Genomic DNA, 18558 nt, shown 5'->3' with positions numbered 1-18558 from the left:
AAGGTCGGGTGAGGCGATTGACCCCACGAGAAATCGACGGCCGTCAGGCGCCGTTTCGCAATTGCGCGACCAGCGCCGCCACCGCCGCTTCGGTTTCGACCAGCGGCGTGCCGGTGTCGATCACATGGTCCGCACGCGCGCGCTTTTCATCGTCCGGGGTCTGAATCGCGAGGATCTGCTCGAATTTTTCCTCGGTCATGCCAGGGCGGGCAAGCACCCGCTCGCGCTGGACCTCCGGCGGTGCGGAGACGACGACGACCTTGTCGAGTGTGGCAGCGCCACCTTTCTCGAACAGAAGCGGGATGTCGAAAACCAGTATCGGCGCATCGCGATTGGCGGTGAGGAAGGCAGCGCGTCGCTCGGCCACCGCGGGGTGCATGATCGCTTCGAGCCGGGCGAGCTCCTCCGGATTTCCGAATACCTGCTGGCCGAGGACTTCGCGATCCACGCCCTCGGGCCCGGTCGTGCCGGGAAAGGCTTCCTCGATGGCGGGAAGGATTGCGCCCCCAAGCCCCTGCATCGCCCGAACCTCGGCATCCGCATCGAACACCGGCACGCCCTGCGCCTCGAACATCGCCGCCACGGCCGACTTGCCCATCCCGATCGATCCGGTGAGCCCGATAAGGAGCGGGCAGTTCATGCGGTGATCAGTGCCCGGAGTTCGACGTCATGCTGTCGCGGTGCATTTTCTCCGAAAAACAGGCGAAACGCCGCGCCCGCCTGACCGATCAGCATCGCCAGACCGTCTATCGTTTCGTGCCCTGCATCGCGCGCAAGCTGCAGGAATTGGGTGTCGAGCGGGTCGGTCACGATATCATAGGCGATCGCGCCGGGCGGGGCATGCGTCCAGTCGAAAGCGAGCGGCGCCTTGCCGCGCATTCCCAGCGGGCTGGCGTTGACCACCAGATCGAGCAGACCCTGACGGTCGTCGAAGGCGAAATCGGTAGGCGCGGAAAAATGATCGAGCGGGACGACATGATGCTGCGTGTCATCGGGCAACTGCGCGACCACGTCCTGCGCCTGTTCCGGTCGCCTTGCGGCAATCACAAGAGTGAAGTTCTTTTCGGCGAGTGCGTGGGCAATGGCGCGCGCCGCTCCGCCTGCACCGATGATCCGCGCCATCCGAAAGAGGTGCGGCGTTTCGAGCTGCCTCCTCAGCGGTTCGAGAAATCCTGCGCCATCGGTCGAAGTACCGACCAGCCGCCCGTCGCCATCGCGGGTAACCGTGTTGACCGAGCCGATGATATCGGCAGGCCCAACGACATGGTCGAGATGGGGGATGATTGCCTGCTTCAGCGGCATGGTCACGTTGCACCCGCGCCAGTCCGCATTGGTGCGGCGCTCGGCCAGATAGTTCGCCAGTTCCGGTTCGGTCACCCGCGTCGCGCGATAATCGGCGTCGATCCCCAGCTGGTTGAGCCAGAAGCCGTGGATCACGGGCGATTTCGATTGCGCAACGGGATCGCCGATCACTTCTGCAAAAGGCATCGTCACGTCGTCAGAGCGCCTTCTTCGCGGAGCGCGTCGAGCACCTGAAGCAGCGGCATGCCAAGGATGGTGAAGTGGTCGCCATAGATACGGTCGAACAGCTGCACGCCCATCGCCTCGATCCGGAAGACGCCGACGGTCTGGCCGACGGCGGGCCATTCCGCGGCGAGATACTCGGCGATGAACGCGTCGCTCAATTCGCGGACATGCAGCGCAGCGCAGTCTTCCGAGAGCCACACGATCCGGCCGTTTCGTGCCAGTGCCGCCGCGCTATGGAGTTGCATCACCTTGCCCGAGAAGAAGCGCAGATGATCCGCCGCCTCTTCGCGGCTGCGTGGCTTATCGAAACGTCGCCCCTCGCACACGACCAGGCTGTCTCCGCCCAGCACCAGCGCAGCGGACCGAGCGGCCGAAACCGCGCTGGCCTTTGCAGCGGCAAGCGCCTGCGCGATCTCGGCCGGGGGCGCATCGGCCATCTCGGCTTCGAGCGCGCGTTCGTCGACGTCGGCCCCTACGCATTCCACCGATAGGCCCGCAGCCTCCAGCATGGCGCGCCGCGAGGCGCTGTTCGATGCGAGGACCAGCATCAGATCGGTTTCTCCTGTGGTTTTGTCCTCTCGCGGCGGTCGTTCATCAGCTTGATGATTGCCGCGGCGGTTTCCTCGATCGATCGCCGGGTCACGTCGATGACAGGCCAGTTGTTGTCGGCGAACATTCGGCGAGCGAAGCGGATCTCCTCCTCGACCCGCTCATGTTCGGCATAGGCGGTTTCGGACGCTTCGTTGAGCGAGAGCAGACGATTGCGGCGGATCTGGACCAGACGCTCGGGCGCGGTGGTCAGCCCGACGACCAGCGGGCCATCGAGTTCGAAGAGGACCGGCGGCGGCGGGCTCTCCATCACCAGCGGGATATTGGCGACCTTGTAACCGCGATTGGCGAGATAGATGCTCGTCGGCGTCTTGGATGTGCGCGACACCCCTGCGAGCACGATATCGGCCTTGTGCCAGTCGTCGCTGGCAATGCCGTCGTCATGCGCGATCGTGAAATGGATGGCGTCGACCCGCCGGAAATAGGCATCGTCCATTCGATGCTGGCGGCCGGGCCGGCCGTGTGCTTCCTGTCCGAAGCAGCTTTCGAGCACATTGGTCACCTCGCCAAGAGCGTCGACCGCGGGCAAGGAGAGCTGACGGCACTTTTCCTCCAGAACCTTGCGCATATCCTCGTTCACCAGCGTATAGAGGATGAGCCCGGGCGATTTCTCCAGCTCGGGCACGATCCGCTCGAGATGCTGGCGAGAACGCACCATCGGCCAGAAGTGACGTACGACATCGACATTCTCGAATTGCGCGAGCGCGGCATTGGCAACCATCTGGAGCGTCTCGCCGGTCGAATCGGAGAACAGGTGGAGATGAGTGCGCGCCAAGGGTGGCTCCGGCCTGTGGAAAGGTTTGCGGATAAACCACTTCACCGATGGAAGGACAAGTCCGGCACGAAAGTCCTGCCCATCTCGCGCCGGATTTGCGCCGGGAGTCTGCCAACAAGGATGGCCATTTTCGACATGCTGCTTACAACGGGGACAAGTTTCGATTGACGACGAGTTCTTCATGAGTCGGAGATTGGCGAGGGGAGGCGGATTTTTCGCGCTCCTGTGTGGATGGCGAGTTATCCTCCCTGTCCACAGGGCCAACTTCCTACATCCACCTATTAATAATATTATTTATTGGGTTAATTAGAGAAATGCCCGGCCCACTTCTCGATTGCCTGCGCGGCAATATCGCTTCCGTCCCGCCCGTCTGGTTCATGCGCCAGGCAGGGCGATATCTGCCTGAATATCGTGCCTTGCGCGAAGAAAAGGGCGGTTTCCTCGACCTCGTATACGACAGCGAGGCAGCCTGCGAAGTCACGATCCAGCCGATCCGGCGCTTTGGTTTCGATGGCGCGATCCTGTTTTCCGATATCCTGATCGTGCCGCATGCCATGGGGCAGAAGCTGGAGTTTCTGGCAGGCGAGGGTCCGAAACTTTCCCCCCCGCTGACCGAATGCGAGCTGTCCAGCCTGCAGGGCGATAAGTCGCGCTACGATCCGATTTACGAGACCGTGCGGCAGTGCCGCGGTCAGTTGGTCGCCGATGTTACCATGCTCGGTTTTGCAGGCAGCCCGTGGACCGTCGCGACTTACATGATCGCAGGCGAAGGGAGCCGTGACCAGCACGATGCGCGCGCGATGGCCTATCGCGATCCGAGCAAAATGAACGAGATTCTCGGAGCCATCGCTGATCAGACGGTCGGCTATCTGCGCGGTCAGATAGAGGCGGGTGCCGAAGCCGTGCAGCTGTTCGACAGCTGGGCTGGCAGCCTGGCGCCCGACGAGTTCGACCGCTGGGTGATCGAGCCCAATGCCGCGATCGTCGCTGCGCTCAAGGACACCCATCCCGACACTCCGGTGATCGGTTTTCCGAAGGGTGCGGGCGAGAAGCTGGCCCGATATGCCGAACGCACAGGCGTGGATGCAATCGGGCTCGACGAGACGCTCGACCCGCAATGGGCGCATGGGGCGCTGCCCGAGGGCCTGCCGGTGCAGGGCAATCTCGATCCCCTGTTGCTGCTGGCCGGTGGCGAGCGGCTGGATAGTGCGATCATTCACATCCTCGAGAGCCTGAAGGGACGCCCGCACATCTTCAATCTCGGTCACGGGATCGATCGACGCACTCCCATCGCGCATGTCGAGCAAGCACTTTCGACCCTTCGCAATTGGCAACGGTCGGCTTAGTCGGTAGAGGCGCAAGCCATGCAGGAAACGCTTGGAATGCTCTACTTCTGGATGAAGGCCGGCCACATCATCTTCATGGTGTTCTGGCTTGCCGGATTGTTCATGCTGCCGCGCCAGCTGGTTTACATGCATGGTACCGTAGCCGGGTCGGACGAGGAATCGCTGTGGGCAGGGCGCATGCGCCAGCTTCGCAACATCATCCTTACGCCCAGCTTGATCGTGACCTGGATTTTCGGCCTGACGCTGTCGATCACGATCGGCGCGTGGGACCAGGGTTGGTTCCATGCAAAGTTGCTGCTCGTTCTGATCCTGACCGGGTATCACGGCTACTTGGTCGTGCTGTCGAAGAAGATGTCGCGGGGCGAGCGTCCGATGGAGGAGAAGCGGCTGCGGCTGTTCGGCGAGGTTCCCGCGCTGCTCCTCGCGCTGATCGTTGTCCTGGTCATCGTGAAGCCTTTTTGAACGAAGCGCCGCGATGGCGTTTTGTGCTCCAAGCTCGATTGACCTGAGCGGACGAGCGACCTATTTCGGTTCCATACCCGTCCGGGTACTGGTGGCACGGCGCTGCTGCCGCATACTGCTTTCCCCAAGCTTTTCAGACTGTACCGGGCATTTCTAAGCTTCGGGCACGAATTTCCTCGGAATAAAATATCTATGCATCTCAAAGACTTAAAGAAGAAGGCTCCGGCTGAGCTGGTTTCCATGGCGGAAGAGCTCGGGGTCGAGGCTGCGGGCACGATGCGCCGGCAGGACCTGATGTTCTGTATCCTGCGCGAGCTTGCGGAGGATGAGGAATACGACGAGCAGATCATGGGGATCGGCACGATCGAAGTGATGCAGGATGGTTTCGGCTTTCTGCGTTCGCCCGAGGCGAACTATCTTGCCGGGCCCGACGATATCTATGTTTCGCCCAACCAGATCCGCAAATGGGCTCTGCGCACCGGCGACACTGTCGAAGGCCAGATCCGTGCGCCGCGCGAAGGCGAGCGTTATTTTGCGATGACCAAGCTGACTTCGGTGAACTTCGACGATCCCGAAGCGGTGCGGATGCGCACCAATTTCGACAACCTGACGCCGCTCTATCCCGAGCAGAAGCTCAATCTCGACACGCTCGATCCGACCGTGAAGGACAAGAGCGCGCGGGTGATCGATATCATTTCGCCGCAGGGCAAAGGCCAGCGGGCGCTGATCGTCGCGCCGCCGCGGACCGGTAAAACGGTGCTGTTGCAGAACATCGCGAAAGCGATCACCGATAATCATCCCGAGGTGTTCCTGCTGGTCCTGCTGGTCGACGAGCGGCCCGAGGAAGTCACCGACATGCAGCGTTCGGTGAATGGCGAGGTGATCTCCTCAACTTTCGACGAACCCGCGCAGCGCCACGTCCAAGTGGCTGAAATGGTTATCGAAAAGGCCAAACGTCTGGTCGAGCACAAGCGCGACGTCGTGATCCTGCTCGATTCGATCACACGCCTCGGCCGCGCCTACAACACCGTGGTGCCCAGCTCGGGCAAGGTGCTGACCGGCGGTGTCGATGCCAATGCGCTCCAGCGGCCGAAGCGCTTCTTCGGTGCGGCTCGTAACATCGAAGAGGGTGGTTCGCTCTCGATCATCGCCACCGCGCTGATCGATACCGGCAGCCGGATGGACGAAGTCATCTTCGAGGAGTTCAAGGGCACGGGTAACTCCGAGATCGTGCTCGACCGCAAGGTTGCGGACAAGCGCATCTTCCCCGCGCTCGACGTCGGCAAGTCCGGCACGCGCAAGGAAGAGCTGCTGGTCGAGAAGGATAAGCTCTCGAAGATGTGGGTCCTGCGCCGCATTCTCATGCAGATGGGCACCATCGATTCGATGGAATTCCTGCTCGACAAGATGAAGGATTCGAAGACCAACGAAGACTTCTTCGACACCATGAACCAGTAGAATCGCATCGGTGCGCCGCGCCGTTGTGACCGGGGCCCCGGGATCGGGTAAATCGACCTTGCTGGCCGAAGTCGCACGGCATGGCATCGCGACCGGCGAAGAGGTCGCTCGCGCTATCCTCCAGTCTCCCGGAGGGATGGAACTGCGTGCGGCTCGCCCGGCCGAGTTCGCTATGGCCATGCTCGATGCGCAGAAGGTTTCATGGGATCGGGTCGGGCCGGAGGACGGGCCGATCCTGTTCGATCGCGGCTTTGCGGATATTGTCGGTTTCCTGCGTCTGGAAGGGCTTCGCGTTCCGGACGAGGTTGACGCGGTCTGTCGCGGATGCCGCTATGAGGGTCCGGTGTTCCATGCGCCGCCATGGGGCGCAATCTATCGGCAGGACGACGAGCGTATTCAGAGCTGGGAGGAGGCCGTCGAAAGCGATGCGGCGGTCATCGAGGCTTGGCGCGACTATGGATACGACCCGATCGAGCTGCCCTTTGCCGACCCGGCCGAACGTGCCCGGTACGTAATCGAGAGACTATGAGCTACGCGCATTTTCAAGCTGCGCGGCCATCAGCTCCCATACCTTGTTCACTGCTTTGATCGGGCGGATCATAACCTTGAAATCGCGTATTTTTCCGCTCTCGTCGAAGCGGATGATATCCACTCCATTGACGTGGATACCATCGAGTACGCAGGTGAATTCGAGCATCGCGTCCTGGCCCTGCACAATCTCGCGGACGTATTCGAACTCTCCCTGTCCGAGCGTGGCCGCAGCCGCGCTGAGATAGGTCACCACCAGCGCGTGGCCCTCCTGCGGCGTATGTACGACCGGGGAGTGGAAGACCGCATCTTTCGCCACCAGTGTCGCAAGGCGCGCCGGATCGGGTGTGGTGGCAAGCTCATGCCATTGGGCCAGACCTTTTTGGGTCGGTGTCATTCGAGATGCTCGGCGAAAAAGTCCATGGTCCGCTTGTCGGCCAGTTGCGCATTTTCCTCGTCGCGGCGTTTTCCGAATTGGGTGGCGAAGCCGTGGTCCATGCCTTCGTAATCGTGCAGCGTGACCTTGTCGTGATCGTCCAGGCCTTCATGCATCGCCTTTTGCGTGTCCTTGTCGACGAAGCCATCCTCTGTCGGGATGTGGAGCATCAGCGGGTTGGAGATGGCGTGCTTCTCTCGCAGCAATTCGTCCACTCCGACCGCATAATAGCCGACGGTTGCGTCCGAATCTGTTCGTGCCGCAGTCATGTAGGCAAGGCGACCACCGAGGCAGTAACCGACGGCGCCGACCTTTTTGCTACTGTCCTTGCGAGCCCATTTGATTGTGGCCTCGATATCTCGGACACCTTCGTCCTGATCGAACTTGCCCATCAGATCGAGGGCCTTCTCGAACTCCGGTTCGATATCGGGATCGAGCTCGATTCCCTCGCCCAGCTGCCAGAACAGGTCGGGGGCAACCGCAAGATAGCCGTCTTCGGCGAGCAGATCGCACTTGCGCCGGATCCCGGCATTCACTCCGAAAATTTCCTGGATGACCACGATGGCTGCTCTCGGTGTGCCTTCCGGCCTCGCGACATAGGCCATGAAATCCGTGTTCCCCTTCAGGGTGGAAATGCGTGTCGTCTCGCTCATCGGAATGCTCCCGTCGTTCGTCGGTTCATGCGCTTGCAGGCCCTTGTGGCGTGGCCCACATAGGGCTGCAAGAGAGGTAACGGAGAACATGCGATGAAGGTCCACGTGGAAATCGATTGTACGCCCGAAGAGGCACGAGCCTTCATGGGTTTGCCCGATCTCACCAAGGCTCAGGCCGCCTATTCCGAAAGCATGGAGAAGGCGATGCGCGGGGTGTCGAATCCCGACCAATTGCAGGAGCTTGCTCGCTCGATGGCTCCGATGGGACAGGCCGGGTTGAAGATGTTCCAGGCCTTCATGGAAGGCAGCGCCGGCAATATGGGCCGCGCGAAGGGAACCGGCAGTGAGACGAAATCTGGCGACTGAATTTTCCCAGACGATCTTCGCGCTATCTTCCGGCGCGCCACCTTGTGGCGTGGCGGTGCTGCGGGTGTCCGGCCCCGAGGCGGGCAGGGCTCTAGAGCGGCTCACCGGATCGCTCCCGCCGCCGCGCAAGGCGAGTGTGAGACAGGTGCGCGATGTCGACGGAAGCTGGTTGGATGAAGCGCTGGTCCTCTGGTTTGTAGGTCCACACAGTGCGACGGGCGAGGATTGCGCCGAAATTCATTGTCACGGTGGTCGTGCGGTCATCCGCGCGATCGAACGTGCACTCGAGGATGGTTGCGGGCTGCGGCGAGCGGAGGCGGGCGAATTCACCCGGCGTGCCTTTGTGAATGGGCGGATGGATCTGCTCGAAGCCGAATCCTTGGGGGATATGCTCTCGGCCGAAACCGAGCTGCAGCGTGCGGTTCTGGCGAGCTCGGCGCAGGGTGAAGCATCCCGGCGCGTGGCGCAGTGGCGTGAGACGGTACTGTCCGCATCGGCGGCGGTTGAGCAGGAGCTGGACTTCGCCGATGAGGATGAGGAGGGCACCGCACCCCCATCGCAATGGCGCGCTGCGGTGAGCGAGGCTCGGGCCGAGATTTCTACATGGCTGGCAGTGCCCTCGACCGACCGGTTGCGGGAGGGGCTGCGCATCGTGCTCGCGGGCCCTCCAAACTCGGGCAAGTCTAGTTTGTTTAACGCGATCCTTGATGAAGCCGCTGCGATCGTCTCGCCGGTTGCCGGGACAACGCGCGATGCGATCGAGCGTCCGATTGCAATTGGCGGTGTGCCGTTCCTGTTGGTCGATACAGCTGGACTGCGATCCGATGGGGCTGAGGAGATCGAGCGAATTGGGATTGCCCGCGCCGAAGCGGAGGTTGCGCGGGCGGGCGTTGTCCTGTGGCTTGGCGCAGAGGGTGAGGGCCCGGCGGGCGCGTTGGAGGTTGCGAGCATGATCGATCTGCCCGAAGCGCCGCGCAAGGGTACGGGCGCGGCCCGTGTTTCATCCGAGACAAGAGAAGGTCTCGCCGATTTGCTCGCGCAGATTGCGGAGCTTGGACGGGATAAGCTTCCCAAGCCAGGACAGGTCGCCGTTTCGCGGAGGCAGCGGGAGCTTCTTGATCAAACCCATACGGCACTGCGTTTTGCGGGTGAGCAGGATGACCTTTTGCTGGTGGGCGAGTCGCTGCGCCAGGCACGGCATTCCCTGGATGCGATGCTGGGCAACGTGGCGACCGAGGATATGCTCGACGCGCTTTTTGGGCGCTTCTGCATCGGCAAGTAGCCGCACGTTTCACGTGGAACATCGCGCCCACTGGCGATGACCGCGCGCGGTCCCTATAGGGGCACAATGCATCACTACCCAATCATCGTGATCGGCGGCGGGCACGCCGGCGTCGAGGCGGCCTGCGTGGCCGCGCGCATGGGCGTGCGCGTCGCGCTCGTCACCTTGGAGGCCCGAAAGATCGGCGCGATGAGCTGCAATCCGGCCATTGGCGGACTGGGCAAAGGGCACCTTGTGCGCGAGATCGATGCCTTCGACGGAGTGCTGGGCAGAGCGGCGGACGCAGGGGCGATCCATTACCGCATGCTCAACCGGTCCAAGGGAAGCGCGGTCTGGGGCCCGCGCGTGCAGGCCGACCGCAAGCTTTTCGGGGCTGAAGTGCGACGCACGGTCGCTGCCGAACCGTCGTTGGAGGTGATCGAGGGCGAGGTTGCGGGCCTGCGTATCGAGGGCGAGAGGGTGTGCGGAGTGACGTTCGCCGATGGCACCGATGTTTCATGTGAAGCGGCCATCCTTTGCACCGGGACTTTCCTCGGCGGTATTCTGTTCCGTGGCGAAGAGCGCCTGACCGGTGGCCGGGTCAACGAAGGCTCCGCCGCGCGGCTCGCGGATCAGTTGCGCGAGGCGGCTTTGCCGCTTGCCCGCCTCAAGACCGGAACGCCGCCCCGTCTCGACGGGCGGACCATCGACTGGTCCCGCCTGGCCGAGCAGCCGTCCGATGATGAAGCCTGGACCATGTCGCCGCTGACAGAGCGCCGGAAGAACCCCCAGGTCTTTTGCGCCATCACCCGCACCAACGCTGCGTCGCATGATATCATCCGCGCCAACCTCGATCGCTCGCCGCTGTTCTCGGGCGCAATCGGGGGGCAGGGGCCGCGCTATTGCCCGTCGATCGAGGACAAGATCCATCGCTTCGGCGATCGCGACGGGCACCAGATTTTCCTCGAGCCCGAGGGCCTCGATACGCCGCTGGTCTATCCCAACGGGATCAGCACCTCGTTGCCTGTTGACGTGCAGGAGCAATTCCTGCGCGCCATCGAGGGCTTGGAGCAGGTGGTGGTCGCAGAACCGGGCTATGCGGTGGAATACGATCATGTCGATCCGCGCTCGCTCGACCGATCGTTGCAGATGCGCAGCCTCAAGGGCCTCTATTGTGCCGGCCAGATCAACGGGACGACCGGTTATGAGGAGGCGGCCGCGCAGGGCCTCATCGCGGGCCTTCATGCCGGATGCATTGCGGCCGGCCGGGAACTGCCGGAGCTCGACCGTGCCAATAGCTATATGGCGGTGATGGTCGACGATCTGACGCTGCACGGGGTGACCGAACCCTATCGGATGCTGACTGCGCGGGCCGAGTACCGCCTTCGACTGCGCGCCAATAATGCGACCACGCGGCTGACCCCTCTTGCCATGGAAGCGGATTGTGTTTGCGAAGAGCGCCGTGGGTGGTTCGAACGGCGCCAGTCAAGCCGGGCTGTCGTCGAGGAGTCGCTTGCATTCGAGCATTCTCCGCCCGAGATGCGCTCCCATGGCTTCACTGTCACTGACGATGCGGGGCGGCAGGCCTTGAAAGACTGGACGCGTTTCCCCGGCATCGATCTTGCCGCACTGATGGAGCGGCAGCTCGTTTCACGTGAAACAGATGGCGACCTGCTCAACGAGATAGCCGAGGATCTTCACTACGCGCCCTATGTGGCGCGGCAGGATGCTGAGCTGCGCGAATTGCGCGCGAATGAGCGGGTCGCGCTTCCGGCCGATTTTCCTTTCGCGGATGTCCCGGGTCTGTCGAACGAAATGGTCGAACGTCTTTCGAACTCGCGGCCCGACAGTCTGGCACAGGCCGCGCGCGTGCCGGGGATCACGCCCGCCGCCATGGCCGCACTGCTGGTGTTCGCGCGCAAACAATCGGCAGCCGCTGCATGATGATTGAGACTGAAGAGCAGGCGAAAGCTTTCGTCGCCGAGCGATGCTCACCCGGGGCGCTGAGCGCACTCGAACGCTTTGCCAGCGAGCTTCTGATCGAGTCCGAAAAGCAGAACCTGATCGCGCGATCGACGGTCGATACGCTTTGGCAACGCCATATGGCAGATAGCGCGCAGCTTCTGGACCATGTTCCACGTGAAACGGGCCCCTGGCTCGATTTGGGAACTGGCGCAGGCTTCCCTGGGATCATAACGGCGATCATGCGGCCCGATATGCCCCATGTTCTCGTCGAATCGCGGGGAAGGCGGATCGAGTGGCTCGAACGGATGGTCGCGCTGGCTGGTCTCGAAAATTGCCGTGTGATCGGATCGCGGCTGGAGAAGGTGGAGACATTCGAGGCCGGTGCCATAACGGCACGGGCGTTCGCTCCGCTAAAGGAACTCCTCGACTTGTCCGCACGCTTTTCCACCGACCGGACGACTTGGCTCTTGCCGAAGGGGCGGTCGGCAGCGCAGGAAAGGGATGAGCTTGAATCTCCGCAGCGCGCAATGTTTCACGTGAAACAATCGGTAACGAGCCGGGACGCTGCCATTCTGGTCGGCGCGGGCCGACCCCCAGGTGGAGGCCGCAAATGATCTGCATTGCGATTGCCAATCAGAAGGGTGGGGTGGGCAAGACCACCACCGCGATCAATATTGCCACGGCGATGGCGGCGACCGGCTGGCGCACGCTGCTGGTCGATATGGACCCGCAGGGGAATGCCTCGACCGGATTGGGCATCCACAGTCAGGATCGCGACTATTCGACCTACGACGTACTGATGGACGAGGGCACGGTTGCACAGTGCACCCAGACCTCGCGCATTCCCAACCTCGATGTCATGCCCGCGACGCAGGATCTGAGCGGCGCCGAAGTCGAGCTGGTAAGCGAGAGCGACCGGATCGATCGGCTGAAGAATGCCCTCGCGAGTGCGGATAGCCATTATGATGTCTGCTTCATCGACTGCCCGCCGTCCTTGGGTCTGCTCACCCTCAATGCGCTGAGCGCCGCCGATTCGTTGCTCGTGCCGTTGCAATGCGAATTCTTCGCGCTCGAAGGGCTCAGCCAGCTGCTCCAGACTGTCGAGCGAGTGCAGCAGGGCATCAATCCTTCGCTCAAGATCATCGGCGTGACGCTGACCATGTTCGACCGGCGCAACCGGTTGACCGATCAGGTCGCCGAGGATGTGCGCGAATGCCTCGGCGGGCTGGTGTTCGATTCGGTCATCCCGCGTAACGTGCGGCTGTCCGAAGCGCCGAGCCATGGCTTGCCTGCGCTGATCTACGACCATTCCTGCGCGGGCAGCCGCGCTTACATGTCTTTGGCGCGCGAGCTTATCGGCCGCCTGCCGCCCCAGAGGAAAGCCGCATGAGCAGCAAGCCCGCCACGACCCCCTCACCGAAAATAGCCGACGAAAGCCTCGCGAATGATCGCGCCAAGCGCAAGCTCGGCCGCGGGCTGGGTGCCCTGTTGGGCGAGACGCAGCGCGAAGAGAGCATTGCGCCACCCGAGGGCGGAACGACGCTATCGGTTGGTGGGCAGGGTAGTGGGGCGGAAGGCGCGAGCTCGCGCACCGGCCTTGCATCTATTCCGGTGGCCCGGATCGAGCCGCTGCCCGGCCAGCCGCGCAAGGTCTTCAACGAAGATGCGCTGAACGAGCTGGCGCAGTCGATTTCGCAGCGTGGGGTGATCCAGCCGATCATCGTACGCCCGCTGGAGCGCAAGGGCCGTTATCAGCTGGTGGCGGGTGAACGCCGCTGGCGTGCCGCACAGCGTGCCAAGCTGCACGAGATCCCCGCGATCATCCGCGATTTGGATCGGCGCGAGGTCATGGCGATCGCGCTGATAGAGAACATCCAGCGCGAAGACCTCAATCCGATCGAAGAGGCACGGGCTTATCAGCACCTCGCCGAGGAAGAGGACATGAGCCAGGCCGATATTGCGGCGCTGGTAGACAAGTCGCGCAGCCATGTCGCGAACCTGCAACGGCTGCTCGCCTTGCCGGAACCGGTGATTCAGCTGGTCGAGGTCGGCAAGCTGAGCATGGGCCACGCGCGCGCGTTGATCGGGCACGAGCGGGCAGAGGCGCTGGCCGAAGAGGCCATCGCGAAAAACCTATCGGTCCGTCAGATCGAAAAACGGGTCAAGGCCAAGCCGGCGACGGAGAAATCACCGAAAACGCCCGCCAATGATGCGCCCCCGGGGACCAGCGCCGATATCGAGGCGGTCGAGCGCCATCTCGAGGAATTTCTGGGGATGTCGCTTAATATCAAGCCCGATGCCGATCCGCGTTCGGGCGCGATTACGATCCGGTACAAGACGCTCGACCAGCTCGATCTGCTCTGCCAGCGCCTGACTGGCGGAGAGATCTGAGCTTTCCGGCCTTGCGCGCGTAAGCTGCCACGCGGGACAGCGTAGCTTTCTCGCAGCAGTCGCCTAGCGTTGCTTGATGTATTTGATCCGCTTGTCCGGCCGGGGGCGAGGTTGGGGCACACGCGTGATGACCCGTTCACGGATAACCTCGCACTCTTCGACCTCGTAGTATTCTTCAATTATTTCTTCCCTGATTACAGGGACATAGCGCTGTCCGCGCTGTTCTTCGATAATCACGACCACGCCGCCAGACTGCGCCGAGGCGTATCCTCCGCCGTAAGAGTAGCCATAGCCGGACCCGCCATAGTGCGCGCGTCCGCCGCGCGAGCCGTAAGAATAGCGGTCGTTGTAAAAGGTGCGCGGAGCGTCGTCGTAATAGCTGTAGCCGTTGCTTTGCCAACTGCCGCCGCCATAGCGCGAATCGTACCACGCCTCGCAGTCCTGCCAGTAGCCATCGTCGCCGCCACGCGCGATCGAGCGGCCCGCGGCCGCACCAGCGAGTGTGCCCACGCCGCCCCCGATCAGCGTTCCGGCCAGGCGCGACCCGTCGCCCGCCACCTCGTTGCCGATGAGCGCGCCGCCAACTCCGCCGACCAGACCGCCGACCACGGCTCCCCTGTCGCCCCGTCGATCCCGATCGCGCAGGTAGTCCAGGCAGTCGGCTTCCCAATCGCCACGCTCGTAGGAGGGGGGCGGTGTGTAGGTCTGCTGAGCACGGTAATATTGTGCGCTGGCAGGCGTAGCGAGGCATGCCAGTGCAGCGCCGCAGGTGATGATGATCGAACGCATGGAAACACGCACCCCTTCTTGTAGGGCGGTCGGGAAAAGCCGCCCTCACAAATGATTAAGAAAAGGTTAGCGAATTCGGTCCCGTACGGATTGTGCGCGTGCGCGACCTGTCCCGTGCTGGGGCACCGTGCGTTCGTCAGATCCTGTCGGCGATGCGCGCGGCCAGCGCCTCCACGCCTTGCGCGTCGCCTTGCGAGAAGCGTGCCTTCTTCGGGCTGTCGAGATCGATCACCGCGATGACCTTGCCCTCGCGCACCACCGGCACGACCAGCTCGGACGCGCTAGCGCCGTCGCAGGCGATATGGCCGGGGAAGGCATGCACATCCTCGACCCGCTGGGTTTCGCCGCTCTGCGCCGCCGTCCCGCACACCCCTTGGCCGAGCGGAATGCGGATGCACGCCGGGCGGCCCACGAATGGGCCAAGGACCAACTCGCCCTCCACCATCCGATAGAAACCCGCCCAGTTGAGATCGGGGACGAAACTCCAGATAAGCGCCGCGAGGTTGGCCATGTTCGCCACGCCGTCGCGCTCACCATCGGTCAGCGCATCGGCGGCATTGGCGAGCTCGCGATAACGCTCTTCATCCGGGGTGTCGGCGGGCAGTTGAAAATCGAACATCGAAGCTCCTTTGCGGCTGGGGAAATGCGCGCCCGCCTTTCGCGATTGCCGCAGGGGCGCTCGCGGCCTATTTCGGGTGCATGACCACACTTCGCAATATCGGCATCGGCCTGCTCGTCATCCTTGTCCTCGCCGCGATCGCCATCGCGCTGCTGCTGCGCGGCAGCAAGGCGGAGCTCACCGTCGACGAGGTGTCCGGCACCGACCCGACGCTGGTCGAACCCGACAGTGAGTGGTTCCCCACGATCAGGGTCGCCGAACCCGTCGGCTGGGCTGAAGGCGAAGCGCCCGAGGCGGCCGAAGGCCTGCAGGTGGTGCGGTTTGCCGAAGGGCTGGACCATCCGCGCGTCGTCTATGCCCTGCCCAACGGCGACGTTCTGGTGACGCTGACCAACAGTCCGCCGCGTGACGTCGGCGGGATCGAAGGCTTCATCATGAAGACCCTGATGGGCAAGGCGGGGGCGGGTGTGCCATCGCCCGACAAACTGGTGCTGCTGCGCGATTCCGATGGCGACGGGCGCGCCGATATCAAGCAGGTGCTGCGCGAGGACGGCCTCGAATCGCCTTCGGGCATCGCCTACGACGACGGCACGCTCTACATCGCCAACCACAATGCGCTGCTTGCGTTCGATTACGAACTGGGATCGGCGAAGGTCACGGGTAAGCCGCGCAAGCTGATCGACCTGCCGGGCAGCGGCAACCACTGGATGCGCAACATCATCCTCTCCCCCGATGGCGAGAAACTCTACATCGCGGTGGGATCGGCGAGCAATATCGGCGAAAACGGCATGGAAGCGGAAGAAAACCGCGCCGCGATCTGGGAATATGATACCACGAACGGCACCGCGCGCCTCTATGCCACCGGCCTGCGCAACGCCAACGGGATGGCCTGGAATCCGCTGTCCGAGGAATTGTGGACCACGGTGAACGAGCGCGACATGCTCGGCGGGGATCTCGTCCCCGATTACCTCACCAATGTCCCCATCGGCGTGAATTATGGCTGGCCATGGGTCTACTACAAGAACAACATCGACCGGCGGGTCGAAGCCCCAATGCCCAATTACCTCACCGAATATGCGCGCTTCCCCGAATATGCGCTGGGGCCGCACGTCGCGGCGCTGGGCCTTGTGTTCAGCGAGGAGGGTAACCGCATGGGTGACACATTCGCGCGCGGCGCCTTCATCGCCCGGCACGGATCGTGGAACCGCAAACCGGCTGCCGGATATGATGTGGTCTTCGTGCAATTCGACGAGCGCGGCAATCCGACGGGCAAGCCGGTGCCGGTCCTGAAGAGCTTCCTCGATGGCGATGGCGAGACGCGCGGTCGGCCGACCTGGGTCGAATGGAGCAATACCGGCGGCCTGCTGGTGAGCGACGATACCGCCGGGATCATCTGGCAGGTGATCGCGCCCGATGCCGATCCGGCACCGGCTCTGGAACCTGTCACGGGCGAACGGCTGGAAGCGCAGACCGAACTTCGCGGCGACCCGCGCGATGCTTTCACGGACGAGTTTGCCCGTGATTACAACCCCTTAGGAAACTAGCGCACCGCGCGACGGCTGGATCAGGCGGCGAGAACGCTGCTATCCAGCTCGTAAAGCAACGCCGCGCCCGCCGTGGCCGACGCCTTGAGGCCGATCGCCTCGGGCACGATGTGGTCGAGGAAATAGCGCATCGTCACGCGCTTCGCGTGCTTGCGGTCTGCATCGTTCGAATCATCCAGCGCATCATACTGCTGCATCAGGCACCATGCCGATACTGCGACCGCGCACATCGCGGTGTAGGGCACGCTGCCCGCGAGCCGGTCGTCGAGCGAGGCCTCTTCGCGCATCCACTTGGCGATCGCCGCACATTCGCCCGCCAGCGCCATCAGCTGCGGTTCGTCGGCAGCGGCCCGCGCAATATCCGCGAACAGGTTCTGCAACGCTTCGCCATCTTCGAGGCCGAGCTTGCGGGTCACGAGGTCCGCCGCCTGGATGCCGTTGGTGCCTTCGTAGATCGGCGCGATCCGGCTGTCGCGCCAGTGCTGCGCCGCGCCGGTCTCCTCGACGAAGCCCATTCCGCCATGCACCTGGATGCCGAGCGAGGCGACTTCGATCCCCGTGTCGGTCGCCCAGGCCTTGAGCATCGGGACCAGCACTTCGGCGCGCGCCTTTGCTTGCGGCTCGCCGATATCGCCCCGGTCGACCTGCCCGGCGGTGTAATAGAGCAGCCCGCGCATCGCTTCGGTGAGGCTGCGCATCCGCAGCAGCATTCGTCGCACATCGGGATGCTCGCTGATCGCCACCGGGCTGCGGTCTTCCGCCCCGGCGCGCGCCGATTGCACGCGGTCGAGCGCATAGGCGACCGCCGCCTGCGTCGCGCGTTCGGCGATCTGGACACCCTGCGAACCGACGTTGATCCGCGCATTGTTCATCATCGTGAACATCGCGGCGAGGCCGCGGTTCTCGGCCCCGACCAGCTCACCGATGCATTCGTCGTTGTCGCCGTAGGACATCACGCAGGTGGGTGAGGCGTTGATGCCCAGTTTGTGCTCGAGGCTGACGCAGCGCACATCGTTGCGTGCGCCCGGCGTGCCGTCGTCCTTCAGATGATATTTCGGCACCAGAAACAGCGAGATGCCCCGGCTGCCCTCGGGCGCATCGGGCAGGCGCGCCAGCACGAGGTGGATGATGTTCGCCGCCAGATCGTGCTCGCCCCACGTGATGTAGATCTTCTGGCCCTTGATCCGGTATTTGCCCGCATGCTCGCCCTCTTCGATCAGGTGCGCGGTCGTGCGCAGCGCGCCCACGTCGCTGCCCGCCTGCGGCTCGGTCAGGTTCATCGTGCCCGACCATGCGCCGCTGACGAGATCGGGGAGGTAGGTTTCCTTCTGCGCGTCGGTGCCGTGCGCCTCCAGCGCCTCGATCGCGCCGACCGACAGCATCGGCAGCAGGTTGAGCGCCATGTTGGCGGTGCCTAGGTTTTCGAGCACGTTGCAGGCGAGCGTGAAGGGCAGGCCCTGTCCGCCATGCTCCGCGCTGCCTGCAATGGCGTTCCACCCCTGCTCGACATAGGCCTGGTAGGCCGCCTCGAACCCGTCGGGCAGGCGCACGACGCCGTTCTCCAGCTTGGCACCTTCGAGGTCGCCGATGCGGTTGAGCGGTGCCCATTCGCCCGCGGCGAACTGGCCGACGCCCTCGACGATCGCCTCGACCAGATCGGGCTCGGCGGCGGCATAGCGTTCGCTCTGCGCAAGCTCCGCGATCCCCGCATTGGCACGAATGGCGAGCAGCTGGTCCTGGGTGGCGGGCTTGTAAGTCATCGCGGCGGTGCGTCCTCTTGGTTTGCCGGCTCGGGGCTTCCGGCTCTTGGATTTCTCTGCCCCCGGATA

Annotated in this window: 20 protein-coding genes; 11 read left to right on the top strand and 9 right to left on the bottom strand. The window is 63.4% G+C overall.

Annotated features, from left to right (window positions below; genetic code table 11):
• Positions 1-43: 43 nt before the first annotated feature.
• The 4 genes from coaE to AAG612_RS10730 are packed head-to-tail and all read right to left on the bottom strand — an operon-like array spanning position 44 to position 2911.
• Entirely contained in the window at positions 44-640 is a 597-nt protein-coding gene (coaE, locus tag AAG612_RS10745; protein ID WP_342510061.1) for a dephospho-CoA kinase, read from the bottom strand.
• Positions 637-1494 carry a shikimate dehydrogenase family protein gene (locus tag AAG612_RS10740; protein WP_342510059.1) on the bottom strand — a complete coding sequence of 286 codons (858 nt, stop codon included), beginning with the start codon at positions 1492-1494 and terminating at the stop codon, positions 637-639. The genes coaE and AAG612_RS10740 overlap by 4 nt, the downstream gene beginning before the upstream one ends.
• Positions 1491-2075, bottom strand: a complete 585-nt coding sequence (locus AAG612_RS10735) for a Maf family protein (protein ID WP_342510058.1) — start codon at positions 2073-2075, stop codon at positions 1491-1493. The genes AAG612_RS10740 and AAG612_RS10735 overlap by 4 nt, the downstream gene beginning before the upstream one ends.
• Positions 2075-2911, bottom strand: a complete 837-nt coding sequence (locus AAG612_RS10730; RefSeq protein ID WP_342510057.1) for a pyruvate, water dikinase regulatory protein — start codon at positions 2909-2911, stop codon at positions 2075-2077. The genes AAG612_RS10735 and AAG612_RS10730 overlap by 1 nt, the downstream gene beginning before the upstream one ends.
• Positions 2912-3225: 314 nt before the next feature.
• Between AAG612_RS10730 and hemE the strand changes: the two genes are divergently transcribed.
• The 4 genes from hemE (at position 3226) to AAG612_RS10710 (ending at position 6706) form a co-directional block, all read left to right on the top strand.
• Entirely contained in the window at positions 3226-4257 is a 1032-nt protein-coding gene (hemE, locus tag AAG612_RS10725; RefSeq protein ID WP_342510056.1) for a uroporphyrinogen decarboxylase, read from the top strand.
• An 18-nt stretch (positions 4258-4275) separates the two neighbouring features.
• Positions 4276-4719, top strand: a complete 444-nt coding sequence (locus tag AAG612_RS10720; protein WP_342510054.1) for a CopD family protein — start codon at positions 4276-4278, stop codon at positions 4717-4719.
• 192 nt (positions 4720-4911) lie between these two features.
• On the top strand, positions 4912-6177 hold the full coding sequence (gene rho, locus AAG612_RS10715; RefSeq protein ID WP_342510053.1) for a transcription termination factor Rho: 1266 nt from the start codon (positions 4912-4914) through the stop codon (positions 6175-6177).
• 25 nt (positions 6178-6202) lie between these two features.
• Positions 6203-6706, top strand: a complete 504-nt coding sequence (locus AAG612_RS10710; protein WP_342510051.1) for an AAA family ATPase — start codon at positions 6203-6205, stop codon at positions 6704-6706.
• Here the strand turns inward: AAG612_RS10710 and AAG612_RS10705 are convergent.
• Both AAG612_RS10705 and AAG612_RS10700 read right to left on the bottom strand, forming a co-directional pair.
• Positions 6701-7102, bottom strand: a complete 402-nt coding sequence (locus tag AAG612_RS10705; protein WP_342510049.1) for a nuclear transport factor 2 family protein — start codon at positions 7100-7102, stop codon at positions 6701-6703. The two genes, AAG612_RS10710 and AAG612_RS10705, sit on opposite strands and share 6 nt — an antisense overlap.
• The gene (locus AAG612_RS10700; protein ID WP_342510047.1) at positions 7099-7794 is read right to left on the bottom strand and encodes a dienelactone hydrolase family protein; all 696 of its coding nucleotides are present in this window, start codon (positions 7792-7794) and stop codon (positions 7099-7101) included. Before AAG612_RS10700 ends, AAG612_RS10705 begins: the two co-directional genes overlap by 4 nt.
• Before the next feature lie 93 nt (positions 7795-7887).
• Between AAG612_RS10700 and AAG612_RS10695 the strand changes: the two genes are divergently transcribed.
• The 6 genes from AAG612_RS10695 to AAG612_RS10670 all read left to right on the top strand — a co-directional run bounded on the left by AAG612_RS10695 (position 7888) and on the right by AAG612_RS10670 (position 13777).
• Positions 7888-8160 carry a DUF6489 family protein gene (locus AAG612_RS10695; RefSeq protein WP_342510045.1) on the top strand — a complete coding sequence of 91 codons (273 nt, stop codon included), beginning with the start codon at positions 7888-7890 and terminating at the stop codon, positions 8158-8160.
• Positions 8150-9442, top strand: a complete 1293-nt coding sequence (gene mnmE, locus AAG612_RS10690; RefSeq protein ID WP_342510343.1) for a tRNA uridine-5-carboxymethylaminomethyl(34) synthesis GTPase MnmE — start codon at positions 8150-8152, stop codon at positions 9440-9442. Before AAG612_RS10695 ends, mnmE begins: the two co-directional genes overlap by 11 nt.
• A 66-nt stretch (positions 9443-9508) precedes the next feature.
• Complete coding sequence (mnmG, locus tag AAG612_RS10685) at positions 9509-11365, top strand: tRNA uridine-5-carboxymethylaminomethyl(34) synthesis enzyme MnmG (RefSeq protein WP_342510043.1); 1857 nt, start codon at positions 9509-9511, stop codon at positions 11363-11365.
• A complete protein-coding gene (gene rsmG, locus AAG612_RS10680; RefSeq protein ID WP_342510342.1) occupies positions 11365-12000 on the top strand; it encodes a 16S rRNA (guanine(527)-N(7))-methyltransferase RsmG in 636 nt (211 codons plus the stop codon). Before mnmG ends, rsmG begins: the two co-directional genes overlap by 1 nt.
• Positions 11997-12776 carry a ParA family protein gene (locus tag AAG612_RS10675; protein ID WP_342510041.1) on the top strand — a complete coding sequence of 260 codons (780 nt, stop codon included), beginning with the start codon at positions 11997-11999 and terminating at the stop codon, positions 12774-12776. Before rsmG ends, AAG612_RS10675 begins: the two co-directional genes overlap by 4 nt.
• On the top strand, positions 12773-13777 hold the full coding sequence (locus tag AAG612_RS10670; RefSeq protein ID WP_342510039.1) for a ParB/RepB/Spo0J family partition protein: 1005 nt from the start codon (positions 12773-12775) through the stop codon (positions 13775-13777). The genes AAG612_RS10675 and AAG612_RS10670 overlap by 4 nt, the downstream gene beginning before the upstream one ends.
• A gap of 63 nt (positions 13778-13840) precedes the next feature.
• Here the strand turns inward: AAG612_RS10670 and AAG612_RS10665 are convergent, their stop codons facing one another.
• Together AAG612_RS10665 and AAG612_RS10660 are read right to left on the bottom strand one after the other, a co-directional pair.
• Entirely contained in the window at positions 13841-14566 is a 726-nt protein-coding gene (locus AAG612_RS10665) for a hypothetical protein (RefSeq protein ID WP_342510037.1), read from the bottom strand.
• A gap of 136 nt (positions 14567-14702) precedes the next feature.
• On the bottom strand, positions 14703-15185 hold the full coding sequence (locus AAG612_RS10660; RefSeq protein WP_342510034.1) for a GAF domain-containing protein: 483 nt from the start codon (positions 15183-15185) through the stop codon (positions 14703-14705).
• Between the two features lie 80 nt (positions 15186-15265).
• Between AAG612_RS10660 and AAG612_RS10655 the strand changes: the two genes are divergently transcribed.
• Complete coding sequence (locus AAG612_RS10655) at positions 15266-16729, top strand: PQQ-dependent sugar dehydrogenase (protein WP_342510032.1); 1464 nt, start codon at positions 15266-15268, stop codon at positions 16727-16729.
• A 20-nt stretch (positions 16730-16749) separates the two neighbouring features.
• Here the strand turns inward: AAG612_RS10655 and AAG612_RS10650 are convergent, their stop codons facing one another.
• A complete protein-coding gene (locus tag AAG612_RS10650) occupies positions 16750-18489 on the bottom strand; it encodes an acyl-CoA dehydrogenase family protein (protein WP_342510030.1) in 1740 nt (579 codons plus the stop codon).
• Positions 18490-18558: the final 69 nt, after the last annotated feature.

It is taken from the genome of Citromicrobium bathyomarinum (assembly GCF_038594605.1).
In the GTDB taxonomy this organism is placed as follows: Bacteria; Pseudomonadota; Alphaproteobacteria; order Sphingomonadales; family Sphingomonadaceae; genus Alteriqipengyuania; species Alteriqipengyuania bathyomarina_B.
This window is presented reverse-complemented; position numbering and strand designations above follow the sequence as displayed.